Raw genomic sequence first — 15,453 nt, 5'->3', positions numbered from 1 at the left:
GGGCCTCGTCGTATCTGCCCGCGCCGCCCCCGCATGTGGGGACGCGCGTCCTCCCCCTAAGACTTGCTGGTGACGAACGTGACGGAGCGAGCCTTGATCGCGTAGGGGCACTCGGCCTTCGCGTACTCCCACCTCTTGGCGCTCCTGGAAGAGCTTCCGTCGGCGCAGTTGACCGTGGTGACGACGTACACGTTCATGCCGGTACAGTCCGCGTGCCCGCGGCCTGCGGCACCGGGGCCGGCGCTGTCTGTCCACTTCACACAAGCCGCCGCCGAGGGCGCGGCCTCGGCGGCAACCGCCGTGCCCAACGGCGCTGCGGCGATGGCGAGCGACGAGACACCGACGGCGAACAGCTTCTTTGCCGTAGCTGTGACGGACAAGGTTCCTCCTGGAAGGTCGGACGCACCCGAACGGTGACCGCCAGGGCGAAAGACCCGCCCTCGCGGTCACCAACTGATCCGACTGTGCGCGTCCGGGCTTGTGGAAACCTTGAATCGATCGAGGACCACTGATCAGCCTGCCGGAGTTCGCCCAGGTCGGCGCCGTACTGGCGGCAGCCTCCCCGACCGGTCGCAGGAGCGGCGGGCTCCGGGGAGGTTACGCGGTTTCCCGTTCCGTCAACCGTGATCGCTTGACCCGCACGCCCAGTCGAGCAGCCGAATCAGCAAGGAAGCCCTGACCGGGCCACAGGGCCGCTGACCTGCAAAAACCCTGCTACGGCAGGTTGCGGGCCATGACGATGCGCTGGATCTGGTTGGTGCCTTCGTAGATCTGGGTGATCTTCGCGTCGCGCATCATGCGCTCCACCGGGTAGTCGCGGGTGTAGCCGTAGCCGCCGAGGAGTTGGACCGCGTCCGTGGTGATCTCCATGGCGGCGTCGGAGGCGAAGCACTTGGCCGCCGCGCCGAAGAAGGTCAGGTCTTCCTTGGCGGCGCCGGCGGTGACGCGTTCCGACCGGGCGGCGGCGGAGTAGGTGAGCTGGCGCGCGGCCTCCAGTTTCATCGCCATGTCGGCGAGCATGAACTGCACGCCCTGGAAGTCGGCGATCGGCTTGCCGAACTGCTTGCGCTCCTGGACATAACCCTTGGCGTAGTCGAGCGCGCCCTGCGCGATGCCGAGGGCCTGGGCGGCGATCGTGATGCGGGTGTGGTCCAGCGTCTTCATGGCGGTGGCGAAGCCGGTGCCCTCGGCGCCGATCAGCCGGTCGGCGGGGATACGGACGTTGTCGAGGTAGACCTCGCGCGTCGGGGAGCCCTTGATGCCGAGCTTCTTCTCCGGGGCGCCGAACGAGACGCCCTCGTCCCCCTTCTCCACCACGAACGCGCTGATGCCCTTGGTGCGCTTCTCCGGATCGGTGACGGCCATCACCGTGTAGTACTCGGAAACACCGGCGTTGGTGATCCAGCGCTTCACGCCGTTGAGGACGTAGTGGTCGCCGTCCCGTACGGCCTTGGTCTTCATCCCGCCCGCGTCGGAGCCCGCGTCCGGCTCGGAGAGGCAGTACGAGAACATCACGTCGCCCTTGGCCAGCGGGCCCAGGTACTTCTTCTTCAGGTCCTCGCCGCCGGCGAGTATCACGGGCAGCGAGCCGAGCTTGTTCACGGCCGGGATCAGGGACGACGAGGCACAGGCCCGCGCGACCTCCTCGATCACGATCACGGTGGCGAGCGCGTCGGCCCCGGCCCCGCCGTACTGCTCCGGCACATGGACGGCGTGCAGATCCGAAGCGACCAGCGCGTCCAGCGCCTCCTGCGGGAAGCGGGCCTCCTCGTCGACCGCGGCGGCGAAGGGCGCGATCTTCGCCTCGGAGAGCGCGCGCACGGTCTCGCGGAGCATGTCGTGCTCCTCGGACGGGCGGTACAGGTCGAAATCAGCCGATCCGGCCACGGTCCTTCACTCCCCAGGGATGCTAACTACCGTTAAGTAACCCAATTTTAGGGGCGGAGCTCCCGCAGGTACAGGTGAGTTTGCCGACAGCCTTCAACCTGCGGACAAGTGCCCCGCGGAGCTGTCACTACGCGGGGCTATGCTCAGGCCCGCACCCCCGCCGCCCGTCCCCTGGAGCACCCCATGGCCCTCAAGATCACAGTGATCGGCACCGGTTATCTCGGCGCCACGCACGCGGCGGCCATGGCGGAGCTGGGCTTCGAGGTCCTCGGGCTCGATGTGGTCCCCGAGAAGATCGAGATGCTCTCGGCGGGCCGCGTGCCGATGTACGAGCCGGGCCTCGAAGAGCTGCTGCGCAAGCATGTCGCGGGCATCGAGGGGTCGAGCGGCCGGCTGCGCTTCACCATGGACTGGGCGGAGGTCGCGGAGTTCGGCGATGTGCACTTCATCTGTGTGAACACCCCGCAGAAGCACGGCGAGTACGCGTGCGACATGTCGTACGTCGACTCCGCGGTCGACAGCCTCGCCGCGCATCTCGCCAGGCCCGCGCTGGTCGTCGGCAAGTCCACGGTGCCGGTCGGCAGCGCGGAACGGCTGGCGGCCCGTATCACCGAACTGGCGCCCGCGGGCGCCCGGGTGGAGCTGGCCTGGAACCCGGAGTTCCTGCGCGAGGGCTTCGCCGTGGCGGACACCCTGCACCCCGACCGCATCGTGGTCGGCGTCCGCGGCGGGCACGCCGAGCGGACGCTGCGCGAGGTGTACGCGACGCCGGTCGGGGAAGGCTCGCCGTTCGTGGTGACGGACTTCCCGACCGCCGAGCTGGTGAAGACCTCCGCGAACTCCTTCCTGGCCACGAAGATCTCGTTCATCAACGCGATGGCGGAGGTCTGCGAGGCGGCCGGCGGCGATGTCGCGAAGCTCGCGGAGGCACTCGGCCACGACGAACGGATCGGCAGCAAGTTCCTGCGCGCGGGAATCGGCTTCGGCGGCGGCTGTCTGCCGAAGGACATCCGCGCGTTCATGGCACGCGCGGGCGAACTGGGCGCGGACCAGGCCCTGACCTTCCTGCGCGAGGTCGACTCGATCAACATGCGCCGCCGCCGCGACATGGTGGAGCTGGCACGTGAGGCCGTGGGGGGCGACTCCTCCTTCCTCGGGAAGCGCGTCGCCGTCCTGGGCGCGACCTTCAAGCCGGACTCCGACGACGTACGGGACTCCCCCGCGCTCAATGTCGCCGGGCAGATCCATCTCCAGGGCGGGCAGGTGACGGTGTACGACCCCAAGGGCATGGAGAACGCGAAGCGTGTCTTCCCGACGCTGGGGTACGCGGACTCCGCGGTGGAGGCGGTACGCGGCGCGGATGTCGTGCTGCATCTGACGGAGTGGAGCGAGTTCCGCGAGCTGGACCCGGTGGTCCTGGGCGCGGCGGCGGCGCGGCGGCTGATCCTGGACGGCCGCAACGCCCTGGACCCGGTCCGCTGGCGCGCGGCGGGCTGGACCTACCGCGCGATGGGCCGCCCCCGGGCCTGATCTCCGCCCGGTCCCTCTCCGGTCGCCCCCGCCGCTCACGAACCCGTCACCGGGGCTGACGGTTCCGTCCTCGATCGCCGGACGGGCTTGGATATACGCACCCGCACAACAAACCCTCAGACCGCCGGGCCCCGCTTCGCGCGGTATGTCCGCATCTTCGCTCGGGCTCCGCATACCGACATCGAGCACCAGCGCCCACGCCCCGCCGGGCTGCGGTCGTAGTACACCCACTGGCAGTCCTCCGCCTCGCACGCCTTGAGGCGGAGCCAGGTGCCCTCCGCGACCGCCGCCGCTATCGCCTCCGCGACCCGGGACACCAGCGCGCCGGGGGCCGCGGCCGGGCGGAGGGCGGCGGCGCCGTCGGTGTCGACGGCGACCCGCAGCGGCGCGGCGGCCAGAAGACGGTCCAGGTCAGCGGTCGAGCGGCCCCTCGGACGGTGGCCCGCGTGGGCGAGGCAGACCGTACGCAGGGCCTCGCGCAGTTCGCGGGCCGCGACGGCGTCCCGTTCGGTGAGGCCGAAGGCCGCGCGTCCGTCCGGTGAGTCGAGGGAGTCGGCGCCCGTCTCGATGTCCAGCGTGTTCACCAGGGCCTCGATGAGGGCGAGCCCACCAGGTGCGGACGGCCTGTCATTCATGGTTGCGACGCTACCTCCTGTGCGGGAGCATGCAGTCACCACAGCCGTTACCGGTTGAGGAGCTCTAGCGGTAACACGCGAGAAGGAGAACGTCATGGCCATCGCCACGCTCGGCACCGTCGTCCTGGACTGCCCCGATCCCGTCGCCCTCGCCGGCTTCTACGCCCAGGTGCTGGGCGGCGAGATCGAGGACGACGGCGACGGCTGGGTGGATCTGACCGGAGCGACCGGGACGGCGCTCGCGTTCCAGGTCGCGCCCGGCTTCGTGCCTCCGGCCTGGCCCGCGCCGGACGGCTCCCAGCAGTTCCATCTGGATCTGACCGTCGAGGATCTGGACGCGGCGGAGAAGCATGTGCTGGCCCTCGGCGCGACCGCGCTGGACGCGGCGGACCCCACGCGCTCGTGGCGTGTCTACGCCGATCCCGCGGGGCACCCGTTCTGTCTCTGCGCCGGCTGAACCCCTCCGCACCCGCCGGAACCGGCCCGGCGCGCCCGGCACACGCGACGTGCGAACGGGCTCCGGCGCGCGAGCTGGCTCCTACGCGCGCCGGGTCACCGAGTTGTCAGGACGCCAAGGGCGCGACCCGGTCGCCGGGCGACCGGGTCGCGGGGGCCCGCTCAGGCCGCCCCTTCACCGTCCAGTTCCTCCAGCGTCGCCCGCGACGGACCCCGTACGGCCTGGGCGGCGCGCGCCACGTCCTCCGCCGCGCGCAGTGCGCGGACCGAGTTCTGCCAGGTCAGCTTGGCGAGGTCCGCCGTCGACCACTTGCGGGAGAGGAGTTCCGCGATCAGATTCGGATAGCCCGAGACATCGTCCAGGCCCCGCGGGGTGAAGGCCGTACCGTCGAAGTCGCCGCCGATCCCGATGTGGTCGACACCGGCGGTCTCGCGCATATGGTCGAGATGGTCGGCGACCGTGGCCGCCGTGGCGACCGGACGCGGGTGCTCCGCCTCGAAGGCCCCATGGATCCTCATGGCCCCGGGCGTGGTGTCGAGCGGATGCAGACCGTGCGCCCGCATGTTCTCGTCCGCGGCCAGGGTCCAGGCCACCGCCGCGGGCAGGATGAACTTCGGTACGAACGTGGCCATCGCGACCCCGCCGTTCGCCGGCAGCAGTTCCAGCACATCGTCCGGGACATTGCGCGGATGGTCGCAGACCGCCCGCGCCGACGAGTGCGAGAAGATCACCGGCGCCTCGCTCACCGCCAGCGCGTCCCGCATGGTCGTGACGGCCACATGCGAGAGGTCGACCAGCATGCCGGTCCGGTTCATCTCGCGGACGACCTCACGGCCGAAGGCGGAGAGCCCGCCCACACCCGGGGCATCGGTCGCCGAATCCGCCCACGCGTTGTTGTCGTTATGGGTGAGCGTCATATAGCGAACACCCAGAGTATGGAGTGCGCGCAGGGTCGCGAGGGAGTTGTTGATGGAGTGGCCGCCCTCGGCGCCCATGAGCGAGGCGATTCTGCCGTCGCGGCGCGCGCTCTCCAGGTCGTCCGCCGTCAGCGCGCGGACCAGATCGCGCGGATGGCGGGCGATCAGCCGGCCGACCACGTCGATCTGTTCGAGCGTCGCGCTGACCGCGTCGTCACCGGCCATGTCGGACCGTACGTACACCGACCAGAACTGTCCTCCGACACCGCCGCGCCGCAGCCGGGGGATGTCCGTGTGCAGCCGCGCCGACAGGTCGCCGGCGATGTCGAGCCGGTCCAGGTCGTAGCGGACCTGCTCCCGCAGCGCCCACGGCAGATCGTTGTGGCCGTCCACCACGGGGAACTCGGAGAGCAGTCCGATCGCCTGGGCGAGGAACTCGTCGGCGCCGGGAGAGCTCGCGCCGCCGGCGGACGTCACGGCCCCGGAGGATTTCGCGGCGGCGCTCACCGGCCGAACCCGAAGTGTTCCGCGCCCTCGGCCTTGGCCCGCAGCCGCTTGCCCTTCTCCGTGGCCTGTTCGTTCAGCTCCTGCTGGAACTCCCGCATCCGGGTGCGCAGTTCCGGGTCGTACGCCGCGAGGATCCGGGCCGCCAGCAGCCCCGCGTTACGGGCGCCGCCCACCGACACCGTGGCGACCGGGACGCCGGCCGGCATCTGGACGATGGAGAGCAGCGAGTCCATGCCGTCCAGATACTTCAACGGGACGGGCACGCCGATCACCGGCAGCGTGGTCACCGAGGCGAGCATGCCCGGCAGATGGGCCGCGCCGCCCGCGCCCGCGATGATCGCCTTCAGCCCGCGCCCGGCCGCGTCCTCGCCGTACGCGATCATCTCGCGCGGCATCCGGTGGGCGGAGAGGACGTCGACTTCGTACGGGATCTCGAACTCGTGGAGGGCCTTCGCTGCGGCCTCCATGACGGGCCAGTCGGAGTCCGAGCCCATGACGACACCGACAAGTGGTCCGACGGGAGATGAGGTCATTCGGTGATCGTTCCTCGGAGATAGCCGGCGGCATGGCGGGCGCGCTCCAGCACGTCGTCCAAGTCGTCGCCGTAGGTGTTGACATGCCCTACCTTGCGGCCGGGCTTCACGTCCTTGCCATACATATGGATCTTCAACTGCGGGTCACGGGCCATGCAGTGCAGATAGGCCGCATACATGTCGGGATAGTCGCCACCGAGGACGTTGCACATGACCGTCCAGGGCGCGCGCGGACGCGGATCGCCGAGCGGCAGATCCAGCACGGCCCGTACATGGTTGGCGAACTGCGAGGTGATCGCGCCGTCCTGGGTCCAGTGCCCCGAGTTGTGCGGGCGCATCGCCAGTTCGTTGACGAGGATGCCGGGCGTCCCGTCCTCGTCTCGGGTCTCGAAGAGTTCCACCGCGAGATGGCCGACGACCCCCAGCTCGGCGGCGAGCCGCAGGGCGAGCCGCTGGGCCTCTCCCGCCAGTTCGTCGGGCAGACCGGGCGCCGGCGCGACGACCGTGTCGCAGACTCCGTCGACCTGCCGCGACTCGACCACCGGATAGGCCACGGCCTGGCCGTGCGGCGAGCGCACGATGTTCGCGGCCAGCTCCCGTACGAAGTCGACCTTCTCCTCGGCGAGCACCGGAACCCCGGCCCGGAACGGCTGCTCGGCGTCCGCCTCGGACCGTACGAGCCAGACGCCCTTGCCGTCGTAGCCGCCGCGCACCGTCTTCAGGACGACGGGGAAGCCGCCCACCTCGGCCGCGAAGGCCGTGACATCCGCCGGACCGGCCACGATGCGGTGGCGCGGGCAAGGAGCGCCCAGCTCGGTGAGACGGGCGCGCATCACGCCCTTGTCCTGGGCATGCTCCAGCGCGTCGGGGCCCGGCCTGACAGCGATGCCGTCCGCCTCCAGGGCACGGAGATGCTCGATCGGGACATGCTCGTGATCGAAGGTGATCACATCGCAACCACGCGCGAAGTCACGCAGCGTGTCCAGATCGCGATGGTCGCCGATCACGACGTCGCTCACCACCTGGGCCGCCGAGTCCTGCGGGGTGTCACTGAGAAGCTTGAATCTGAGGCCGAGGGGGATACCCGCCTCGTGGGTCATACGGGCGAGCTGACCGCCGCCGACCATGCCGACTACCGGGAACGTCACGCTCCCAGGGTATCCGCCGCCCGCCGGGGCCCGTCCGCGTGCGACCTCCGTCACCCCGCGCGTCACCCGCCCGCCACCATCGCCCGCACGCTGTCACGTTCAGTTACTTTCAGCCACTCAACGTGGTGGTTTTTCCTCACATACGGTCGCCCAGGCGGCCGTGGGAGGCCCTGGTTAGCATGGTCGGAACTGACGTCGACCGGACGGGGCTGAACAGGCATATGAGCGAACGGGGCGCACTCCGCGTGCGACTGGACCGGCTCGTACGCGAGGTGGCCAAGTTCGGCGCGGTGGGCGGCGCGGGTCTGCTGGTCAATCTCCTGGTCTTCAATCTCGTACGGCACACCACTTCCCTGCCCGTGGTCCGGGCCAGCGTCCTGGCCACCGTCGTGGCGATCGCCTTCAACTATGTGGGCTTCCGCTACTTCACCTATCGCGACCGCGACAAGAACCGCCGCACCAAGGAGCTTTCGCTCTTCCTGCTGTTCAGCGCGGTCGGCCTGGTGATCGAGAACGGTGTGCTCTACACCGCGACCTACGGCTTCGACTGGGACAGCCCGCTCCAGAGCAATGTCTTCAAGTTCCTGGGCATCGGCGTCGCCACGCTCTTCCGTTTCTGGTCCTACCGCACCTGGGTGTTCAGGACCCTGCCGGGCGGCGCCGAGCGGACCGCTCCCGCGGCCGGCTCACTCACGGCGAGCGCGGCGAGCGCGACAGGCGCGGTGGACACGGCGGACGCGGTGGACGCCACGGACCAGGCTCTCGCGCGTGCGCGTCAGCGGACCGGACGGTCCTGATCCTTCTGCGCCTTGCGCGTACCGGCCTCACGGCTCAGGAAGAGGGCGAAGACCGGCGGCTGCTGCTGGAGCAGTTCCAGCCGGCCGCCGTCCGCCTCCGCCAGATCGCGCGCCACGGCCAGCCCGATCCCGGTGGAGTTGCGTCCGCTGATGGTCCGCTCGAAGATGCGCGCGCCGAGATCGGCCGGGACGCCCGGGCCCTCGTCGGTCACCTCGATCACGCTCTGGTTGCCGGTGACCCGGGTACGCAGCGCGACCGTACCGCCACCGTGCATCAGTGAGTTCTCGATCAGCGCCGCGAGCACCTGGGCGACCGCGCCCGGGGTGCCGACGGCCCGCATGCCCTGCCGGCCCGAGCAGACGATGGCGCGTCCGGCGCTGCGGTAGGCCGGGCGCCACTCCTCGATCTGCTGCTTGACGACCTCGTCGAGGTCGAAGGCGACGGCCGAGCCGGTACGCGGATCCCGGGCATTGGTGAGCAGCCGCTCCACCACGTCCGTCAGCCGTTCCACCTGCGTCAGCGCCACCATCGCCTCCTCCTTCACGGTGTCCAGGTCGTCGGTGGCGGAGATCTCCTCCAGCCGCATGGACAGCGCGGTCAGCGGCGTACGGAGCTGGTGCGAGGCGTCCGCGGCGAGCCGCCGCTCCGCGGTGAGCATCCGCGCGATGCGTTCGGCGCTGGAGTCGAGGACATCGGCGACCCGGTCCAGCTCGGGCACTCCGTACCGCTTGTGCCGTGGGCGCGGATCACCCGAGCCCAGGCGCTCCGCGGTCTCCGCGAGATCGGTGAGCGGCGAGGCCAGCTTGTTCGCCTGCCGTACGGCCAGCAGGACGGCGGCGATCACGGCGAGCAGGGCCACCGCGCCGATGATCAGCAGCGTTCTGCCGACCTCCCGGTTGATGGAGGAGCGGGCCTCCTCGACCGTGACGGTCTCGCCCTCCTCGCCGTCGGCGTGGCCGCGGATGACGCTGCCGGTGGGCCGGGTGCCGATCTCGACGGGCGCCCGTCCGGGGATCTCGATCCTGGCGTACCGCGTCCGGTCGATCTGCTCGGAGAGGACCTTGGCCGAGATGTTGTCGCCGCCGAGGAGCCGGCTGTCGACGATGCTCACCAGGCGTACCGCCTCGGTCTCCACGCTCTCCTGGGCGCTGTTGCTGATCGTGCGCGTCTCGACGATGACGAGCGAGACACCGAACACGGCGATGACGACGAGTACCACGGCGAGCGTGGAATTGATCAGACGACGGCGCATGGTGCTGCCCTCCGGGCGAGGTGACGCGTTCGACGGCCCGAGGCGTCGGCTCTACTTTCGGCGCTTCTCGAAATTCCGGCGCTCCTCGAATCTTCCGCGGTCGCGCTCGCTTCAGCTCTTCTCGAAGCGGAAGCCGACGCCCCGCACCGTGGCGATGTAGCGCGGGTTCGCCGCGTCGTCGCCGAGTTTCTTGCGCAGCCAGGAGATGTGCATGTCGAGGGTCTTGGTGGAGGACCACCAGGTGGTGTCCCAGACCTCGCGCATGAGCTGGTCACGGGTGACGACCCGGCCCGCGTCCCGGACGAGGACCCGCAGCAGGTCGAACTCCTTGGCGGTGAGCTGGAGTTCCTCGTCGCCCATCCAGGCGCGGTGCGACTCGACGTCGATCCGTACGCCATGGGTGGCCGGGGCCGGGGACGGGTCGGCGGCGCCGCGCCGCAGCAGCGCCCGTACCCGGGCGAGCAGCTCGGCGAGCCGGAACGGCTTGGTCACGTAGTCGTCGGCACCGGCGTCCAGTCCGACGACGGTGTCCACCTCGTCGGCGCGGGCGGTCAGCACCAGGATCGGTACGGCGTGGCCCTCGGCGCGCAGTCTGCGGGCGACTTCGAGGCCGTCCATGCCGGGCAGGCCCAGATCGAGCACGACCAGATCCACACCGCCCTGGAGTCCGGCGTCCAGCGCGGTCGGACCGTCTTCGCGGACCTCGACCTCGTAACCCTCCCGGCGCAGGGCGCGGGCCAGCGGCTCCGAGATGGAAGCGTCGTCCTCGGCGAGCAGTACACGGGTCATGTGGTGATGGTAGACCGCACGGGGCGGCGCTCGGGCCGCGCTCCGCGACCCCTGCGGGTCCAGGGTTCGATCCGGTGATCCACCTTCGAATATAAGTGTGTTATTCCATCACCACCTAGGATTCATTATCCCAAGTCCCCCCATATGCCACTCTGTCCTGTCGTATGGTGGCCGGACCCACCGCCGGTCCGGTGCCGGAAGGAACGAACGACCCCATGGCGTCCAGCCTGACGAAGGACCCGCCCAGCCTCCCCACAGGCCCGGAGAAAACCTTCTTCGGCCATCCCCGCGGACTGGCCACCCTCTTCATGACCGAGATGTGGGAGCGCTTCAGCTTCTACGGCATGAAGGCCCTGCTGACCATCTATCTGCTCTCCGGCGGCCCCGACGCGTCGAAGGGCCTTCAGCCCGGCGGGCTCGGAATGGATCTGGCCACGACGACGGCCGTCTACTCCATCTATCTGTCCATGGTGTATCTGCTGGCGCTGCCGGGCGGCTGGCTGGGCGACCGTGTCTGGGGCCCGCGCAGGACCGTGACCATCGCGGCCTGCACGATCATGACGGGCCATCTCGTGCTGGCCCTGCCGGGATCGAGGAGCTTCTTCGCCGGGCTGGCGCTGGTGGCGCTGGGCTCGGGGCTGCTGAAGGCGAACATCTCCACGATGGTCGGCCATCTCTACGACAACGCTGACAACGCGGACAACGCTGCCGACGCCGACAACGCCGGTGCCGCCGGTGCGGGCACCGCCGGCGGCGGCACCGGCGACCCGCGCCGCGACGGCGGCTTCACCGTCTTCTACATGGGCATCAACCTGGGCGCCTTCTTCGCGCCGCTGGTCATCGGCACCGTGGGCGAGACGTACGACTGGCATCTCGGCTTCGTCCTCGCCGCCGTCGGCATGGGCATCGGCCTGCTCGTGTTCCTGCTCGGTACGAGGCATCTCAGCCCGCGCAGCAGCGTGGTCCCCACGCCCCTGTCCCGCGAGGAGCGCGCGACCTGGCTGCGCAGGGGCATGGCCTGGCTGCTGGTCGCCGCCGTGATCTACGGAGCCGTCGGCCTCAGCGGCCACTTCACCCCGAACTGGGCGATGGTCCCGCTGACGCTCGCCGGAGTCGCCGTCCCGGCCGGCGTGCTGATCCGGATCAAGCGCGACAAGGAGCTGACCTCGGCCGAGCAGAGCAGGATGTCGGGGTACATCTGGTTCTTCGTCGCCGCCGCCGTCTTCTGGATGATCTACGACCAGGGCGGCTCCACGGTCCAGGCGTTCGGTACGACCAGGGCCGCCGGCCGGCTCTTCGGGCTGACGTTCCCGACCTCCTGGTACCAGTCGCTCAATCCGGTGTTCATCATGGCGCTGGCGCCGGTCGCCGCGTGGTTCTGGCTCTGGCTGAACCGGGGCGGCCAGGGGCCCGGCACGGTCGCGAAGTTCGCCGCCGGGCTGTTCTTCGTCGGCGTCTCGTTCCTCTTCTTCCTGGTCCCGCTGGTGATGTCGGGCGACGGCACCCTGGTCAGCCCGATGTGGCTGGTGGGCATCTATCTGATCCAGACGGTCGGGGAGCTGTGCGTCTCGCCGGTGGGTCTGTCGGTGACGACGAGGACGGCGCCGGTGAAGTACGCGAGCCAGATGATGGGCGTCTGGTTCCTGGCGGTCACCGCGGGCGACTCGGTCACCGGGATGCTCTCCATCGCCGGAGCCGATCTGAGCCGCGCGGGAGTGGTGGCGCTGGAGGCGGTGCTCGCCGTCGCGGCGGGCGGCGCGCTCTTCATGTACCGCAGAAGGGTGCGGGCGCTGATGGGCGACATCCACTGAGCCGACCCCATAGGGCCCAGCCATACAGGGCCCGACCATATAGGCGCATGCCACAGAGACGCATGCCACATGTGGCCGGTCACAGCTGGGCCACCGCTGCACGGCCGGGGCCGCACGGGCCGGGGGCTGCACGGGCCGGGCGGCCGGGCCGGGCGACGGGCCTCCTCGTACCCGAGGGCAGGGCGGACCGCCGTACGGCACATTCGCGTACATTTACGCGCGTTACATCGGCGGCGCGGCCAGCTCCGCCCAGACCGTCTTGCCCGTGGTGCCCGGCGTCCTGGTCACGCCCCAGTCGAGACAGAGCCGCTGGACGATGAACATGCCGTGGCCGCCGGGCCGTCCCGCGCGGTGCGGGGTGCGCGGCGCCGGCTGTCCCGCGCCGCGGTCCGTGACCTCCAGCCGCAGCACCTTGGCGGTGCAGGTGACCCGTAGCCTCTCGGGCCCCTCCGCGTGCAGACAGGCGTTGGTGACCAGCTCGGAGACGACGAGCAGCACGTCCTCCGCCGCCGCCCGCCGGTCCGCGGCCGACGCGGGAAGCCATCCCCAGTCGTGGAGCGCCTGGCGGGTGAAATCGCGCGACAACGGGACGACACCGCTGGCGCCGGAGAGCGCGAGCGTCCGCACCCGTACACCGGACGGCGCGGAAGACGCTTCCGCCGCGTCCGGCTCGGGGCCGAGGTCGCCCGGCCGAGGCTGCCGGGTGGTGCTCATCAGCGCTTCACCTCACCGATTCACCGATTCACGAGTTCATGAATACAGAGTGTGCAGGATCCTGTGCGGCCCACCGGGGGTCTTCTGCCCCTCCGAATCGTGACAACACCCACTTCTCGGAAAGGGGCACGAGCCGGAACGCGAATCCGAGGAAACCCCCTGGGGCCCAGTGGCCCCGGCCGTCTCAACCGATTCGGCCGGTTCAGTCGGTCAGGGCCTCGTCCATCGAGTCATGGAGAGCGAACACGGCGTCCGCGCCGGTGATCTCGAAGACGCGTGCCACCACCGGCAGCATGCCGACCAGATGAACCCCTCCCCCTGCGGCTTCCGCCTTGAGGCGGGCACCGAGCAGCACGTTGAGCCCGGTGGAGTCACAGAACTCAAGCCGCGAACAGTCGATCACCAGCCGTGCCCGGCCCTGTTCGAGCGCGTCGTCGAGAGGCGCCCGCAACACCTCGGCCGTATGGTGATCCAGCTCACCGACCACTGTCACTATCTCACTCCGGCCCTCGGTCCGAACCTCGACCCGAAGCCGGCCCCGGTTCACGCTGCCGACTGTCTGGCGGTCCATGCCCGTCCTCTTCGCTGTTGTCAGATGCCGCGTGTCAGTTGCCATCGCCGGTCGAACATTACGCCTTTCACACGCGGCTCGGTACTCCAAGTCCCCAGCATTGCGGGCAAACAGCACAATTTACACTTGCAACGATCCGGGGTGAACCGGTAGGGCTGGAAGGGACACACCCGACACGGCCGGCTTCGGAGGCGCCGCACACCGCTGCGAACACGTACTGGCGTCGGCAGCCATATGCCGAGAACGATGGAGGAGACCATGTCAGTCCCGTCCGGCCCGGCAGCCCCGGCAGGTCCTGCGGCCCCGGGAGCCCCAGCAGGTCCGGGAACCCCGGCGGGTCCGGGCGTCCCGGCAGGTCTGGCGGATCTGCCCGAGATTCCGCCCTTCGCCGAAGTCGGGGCCGTGGACGCACGGGCCCTGTCGAAGACACTCTTCGCCCGGCTGGAGTCCCTCGAAGAGGGCACGCACGAACACGCGTACGTCCGTAACACCCTGGTCGAACTGAATCTCGCCCTGGTGAAATTCGCCGCCGGCCGGTTCCGCACCCGCAGCGAACCGATGGAGGACATCGTCCAGGTCGGCACGATCGGCCTGATCAAGGCCATCGACCGGTTCGAGCTGAGCCGCGGTGTCGAGTTCCCGACCTTCGCGATGCCCACCGTCGTCGGCGAGATCAAGCGTTTCTTCCGCGATACGTCGTGGTCGGTGCGCGTCCCGCGAAGACTCCAGGAACTCCGCCTCGGCCTCGCCGGAGCGAGCGACGAACTGGCGCAGCGGCTCGACCGCGCGCCCACCGTCGGCGAACTCGCCGAGCACCTCGGCATCTCCGAGGACGAGGTCGTCGAGGGCATGACGGCGAGCAACGCCTACACCGCGAGTTCGCTGGACGCCCAGCCCGACGAGAACGGCACCGAGGGCTCGCTCGCGGACCGGATCGGTTACGAGGACCACGGACTTGAGGACATCGAGTACATCGAGTCGCTCAAGCCGCTGATCGCATGCCTTCCGCAACGGGACCGTAAAATCCTCTCCCTGCGCTTCGTCGCCAATATGACGCAGTCGGAGATCGGCGAGGAGCTCGGCATCTCCCAGATGCATGTGTCCCGGCTGCTCTCACGCACGCTCACCAGGCTCAGAAAGGCACTGACGCTGGACGAGTAGCACCCGGCGGCGGCCACGGCCGTCGCGGCACCGTCGCCGAAGGGCCCGCCCGTGCACAGGGCGGGCCCTTCGGCGTTGTTGACGGCTCGTCCGGTATGGGCCACATTGAGCCGGGGGCAGGGGGGAAACGGAATGGCTCTTGGGGAGGGCTGCCCGCCGGAGCACTCGGTGCTTCCGGCGCGCACGGGACACCCGGCGGACGACACGGACGACGACGGCGCCTCTTCGGCGTACACGACGCTGGAGGCGCTGATGCGCCGGCGGCTGGGCAGGGAATGTGTGTACATGCCCTCCTGCCGTCTGGGGCTGTATGTGGCGCTGCGCCACTGGTGTCCGCCCGGTGGGCGCGTCCTTATGTCGCCGGTCAACGATGACGTGATCTTCTTTGTGGTGCTCGCGGCCGGGCTCCGTCCCGTACAGGCGCCGTTGAACGCACGGGACGGATCTCTCGATCCGGCGGCCGTGCCCGACGCGTGCTGGCGCGGGCTGTCCGCCGTACTCACCACCAATCTGTACGGGAATCCCGATCCGGCGCCCGAACTGCGGTCCCGGTGCGACGCGTTGGGCATTCCGCTGATCGAGGACGCGGCGCACGCGCTGGGCAGCGAGGTGGCGGGAGAGCCGGTCGGGAGCTTCGGCGACGCGTCCGTGTTCAGCCTCTCCAAGCATGTGGGCGCGAGGACCGGCGGGTTTCTGGCGGTGGCGGACCCGGCGTCGCGTGCGTCCCTGGCCGCGGCCAGGGA

Annotated in this window: 16 protein-coding genes; 6 read left to right on the top strand and 10 right to left on the bottom strand. The window is 69.9% G+C overall.

Features of this window, described 5'->3' with window-relative positions; genetic code table 11:
* Nucleotides 1-56: 56 nt before the first annotated feature.
* Nucleotides 57-380 carry a hypothetical protein gene (locus BFF77_RS17285; RefSeq protein WP_066950317.1) on the bottom strand — a complete coding sequence of 108 codons (324 nt, stop codon included), beginning with the start codon at nucleotides 378-380 and terminating at the stop codon, nucleotides 57-59.
* 334 nt (nucleotides 381-714) lie between these two features.
* Nucleotides 715-1,887 (bottom strand): acyl-CoA dehydrogenase family protein, encoded by a 1,173-nt coding sequence (locus BFF77_RS17280; RefSeq protein ID WP_066950314.1) that lies wholly within the window; start codon nucleotides 1,885-1,887, stop codon nucleotides 715-717.
* 183 nt (nucleotides 1,888-2,070) lie between these two features.
* Between BFF77_RS17280 and BFF77_RS17275 the strand changes: the two genes are divergently transcribed.
* On the top strand, nucleotides 2,071-3,417 hold the full coding sequence (locus BFF77_RS17275) for a UDP-glucose dehydrogenase family protein (RefSeq protein WP_066950311.1): 1,347 nt from the start codon (nucleotides 2,071-2,073) through the stop codon (nucleotides 3,415-3,417).
* 116 nt (nucleotides 3,418-3,533) lie between these two features.
* On the opposite strand, the gene BFF77_RS17270 is transcribed toward BFF77_RS17275, so the two are convergent.
* Complete coding sequence (locus BFF77_RS17270; RefSeq protein WP_066950308.1) at nucleotides 3,534-4,052, bottom strand: CGNR zinc finger domain-containing protein; 519 nt, start codon at nucleotides 4,050-4,052, stop codon at nucleotides 3,534-3,536.
* Nucleotides 4,053-4,146: 94 nt separating this feature from the next.
* Between BFF77_RS17270 and BFF77_RS17265 the strand changes: the two genes are divergently transcribed.
* Complete coding sequence (locus tag BFF77_RS17265) at nucleotides 4,147-4,509, top strand: VOC family protein (protein WP_066950305.1); 363 nt, start codon at nucleotides 4,147-4,149, stop codon at nucleotides 4,507-4,509.
* A gap of 161 nt (nucleotides 4,510-4,670) precedes the next feature.
* Here the strand turns inward: BFF77_RS17265 and BFF77_RS17260 are convergent, their stop codons facing one another.
* The 3 genes from BFF77_RS17260 to BFF77_RS17250 all read right to left on the bottom strand — a co-directional run bounded on the left by BFF77_RS17260 (nucleotide 4,671) and on the right by BFF77_RS17250 (nucleotide 7,614).
* Complete coding sequence (locus BFF77_RS17260) at nucleotides 4,671-5,846, bottom strand: dipeptidase (RefSeq protein WP_066950323.1); 1,176 nt, start codon at nucleotides 5,844-5,846, stop codon at nucleotides 4,671-4,673.
* A gap of 83 nt (nucleotides 5,847-5,929) precedes the next feature.
* Complete coding sequence (gene purE, locus BFF77_RS17255; protein WP_066950302.1) at nucleotides 5,930-6,466, bottom strand: 5-(carboxyamino)imidazole ribonucleotide mutase; 537 nt, start codon at nucleotides 6,464-6,466, stop codon at nucleotides 5,930-5,932.
* Nucleotides 6,463-7,614, bottom strand: coding sequence for a 5-(carboxyamino)imidazole ribonucleotide synthase (locus BFF77_RS17250; RefSeq protein WP_079125234.1), 1,152 nt, complete (start codon nucleotides 7,612-7,614; stop codon nucleotides 6,463-6,465). Before BFF77_RS17250 ends, purE begins: the two co-directional genes overlap by 4 nt.
* 221 nt (nucleotides 7,615-7,835) lie before the next feature.
* On the opposite strand from BFF77_RS17250, the gene BFF77_RS17245 reads away from it, so the two are divergent.
* Entirely contained in the window at nucleotides 7,836-8,411 is a 576-nt protein-coding gene (locus tag BFF77_RS17245; RefSeq protein ID WP_079125233.1) for a GtrA family protein, read from the top strand.
* Here the strand turns inward: BFF77_RS17245 and BFF77_RS17240 are convergent.
* Together BFF77_RS17240 and BFF77_RS17235 are read right to left on the bottom strand one after the other, a co-directional pair.
* On the bottom strand, nucleotides 8,390-9,664 hold the full coding sequence (locus BFF77_RS17240) for an ATP-binding protein (protein ID WP_066950295.1): 1,275 nt from the start codon (nucleotides 9,662-9,664) through the stop codon (nucleotides 8,390-8,392). The two genes, BFF77_RS17245 and BFF77_RS17240, sit on opposite strands and share 22 nt — an antisense overlap.
* 111 nt (nucleotides 9,665-9,775) lie before the next feature.
* Complete coding sequence (locus BFF77_RS17235; RefSeq protein WP_066950291.1) at nucleotides 9,776-10,453, bottom strand: response regulator transcription factor; 678 nt, start codon at nucleotides 10,451-10,453, stop codon at nucleotides 9,776-9,778.
* 215 nt (nucleotides 10,454-10,668) lie between these two features.
* On the opposite strand from BFF77_RS17235, the gene BFF77_RS17230 reads away from it, so the two are divergent.
* Nucleotides 10,669-12,264, top strand: a complete 1,596-nt coding sequence (locus BFF77_RS17230; RefSeq protein WP_066950288.1) for a peptide MFS transporter — start codon at nucleotides 10,669-10,671, stop codon at nucleotides 12,262-12,264.
* 222 nt (nucleotides 12,265-12,486) lie between these two features.
* On the opposite strand, the gene BFF77_RS17225 is transcribed toward BFF77_RS17230, so the two are convergent.
* On the bottom strand, nucleotides 12,487-12,978 hold the full coding sequence (locus BFF77_RS17225; RefSeq protein ID WP_066950285.1) for an ATP-binding protein: 492 nt from the start codon (nucleotides 12,976-12,978) through the stop codon (nucleotides 12,487-12,489).
* 202 nt (nucleotides 12,979-13,180) lie between these two features.
* A complete protein-coding gene (locus BFF77_RS17220) occupies nucleotides 13,181-13,549 on the bottom strand; it encodes an STAS domain-containing protein (RefSeq protein ID WP_066950282.1) in 369 nt (122 codons plus the stop codon).
* A gap of 234 nt (nucleotides 13,550-13,783) precedes the next feature.
* On the opposite strand from BFF77_RS17220, the gene BFF77_RS17215 reads away from it, so the two are divergent.
* Both BFF77_RS17215 and BFF77_RS17210 read left to right on the top strand, forming a co-directional pair.
* Nucleotides 13,784-14,710 carry an RNA polymerase sigma factor SigF gene (locus BFF77_RS17215; RefSeq protein ID WP_079125232.1) on the top strand — a complete coding sequence of 309 codons (927 nt, stop codon included), beginning with the start codon at nucleotides 13,784-13,786 and terminating at the stop codon, nucleotides 14,708-14,710.
* A 252-nt stretch (nucleotides 14,711-14,962) separates the two neighbouring features.
* The coding region (locus BFF77_RS17210; RefSeq protein ID WP_141698456.1) for a DegT/DnrJ/EryC1/StrS family aminotransferase at nucleotides 14,963-15,453 on the top strand (491 nt) is incomplete at its 3' end.

Origin of the sequence: Streptomyces lushanensis, assembly GCF_001700515.1 — a bacterium.
GTDB lineage: Bacteria > Actinomycetota > Actinomycetes > Streptomycetales > Streptomycetaceae > Streptomyces > Streptomyces lushanensis.
Note: the sequence above shows the minus strand (reverse complement) of the source record. Positions and strands in the feature narration are given on the sequence as shown.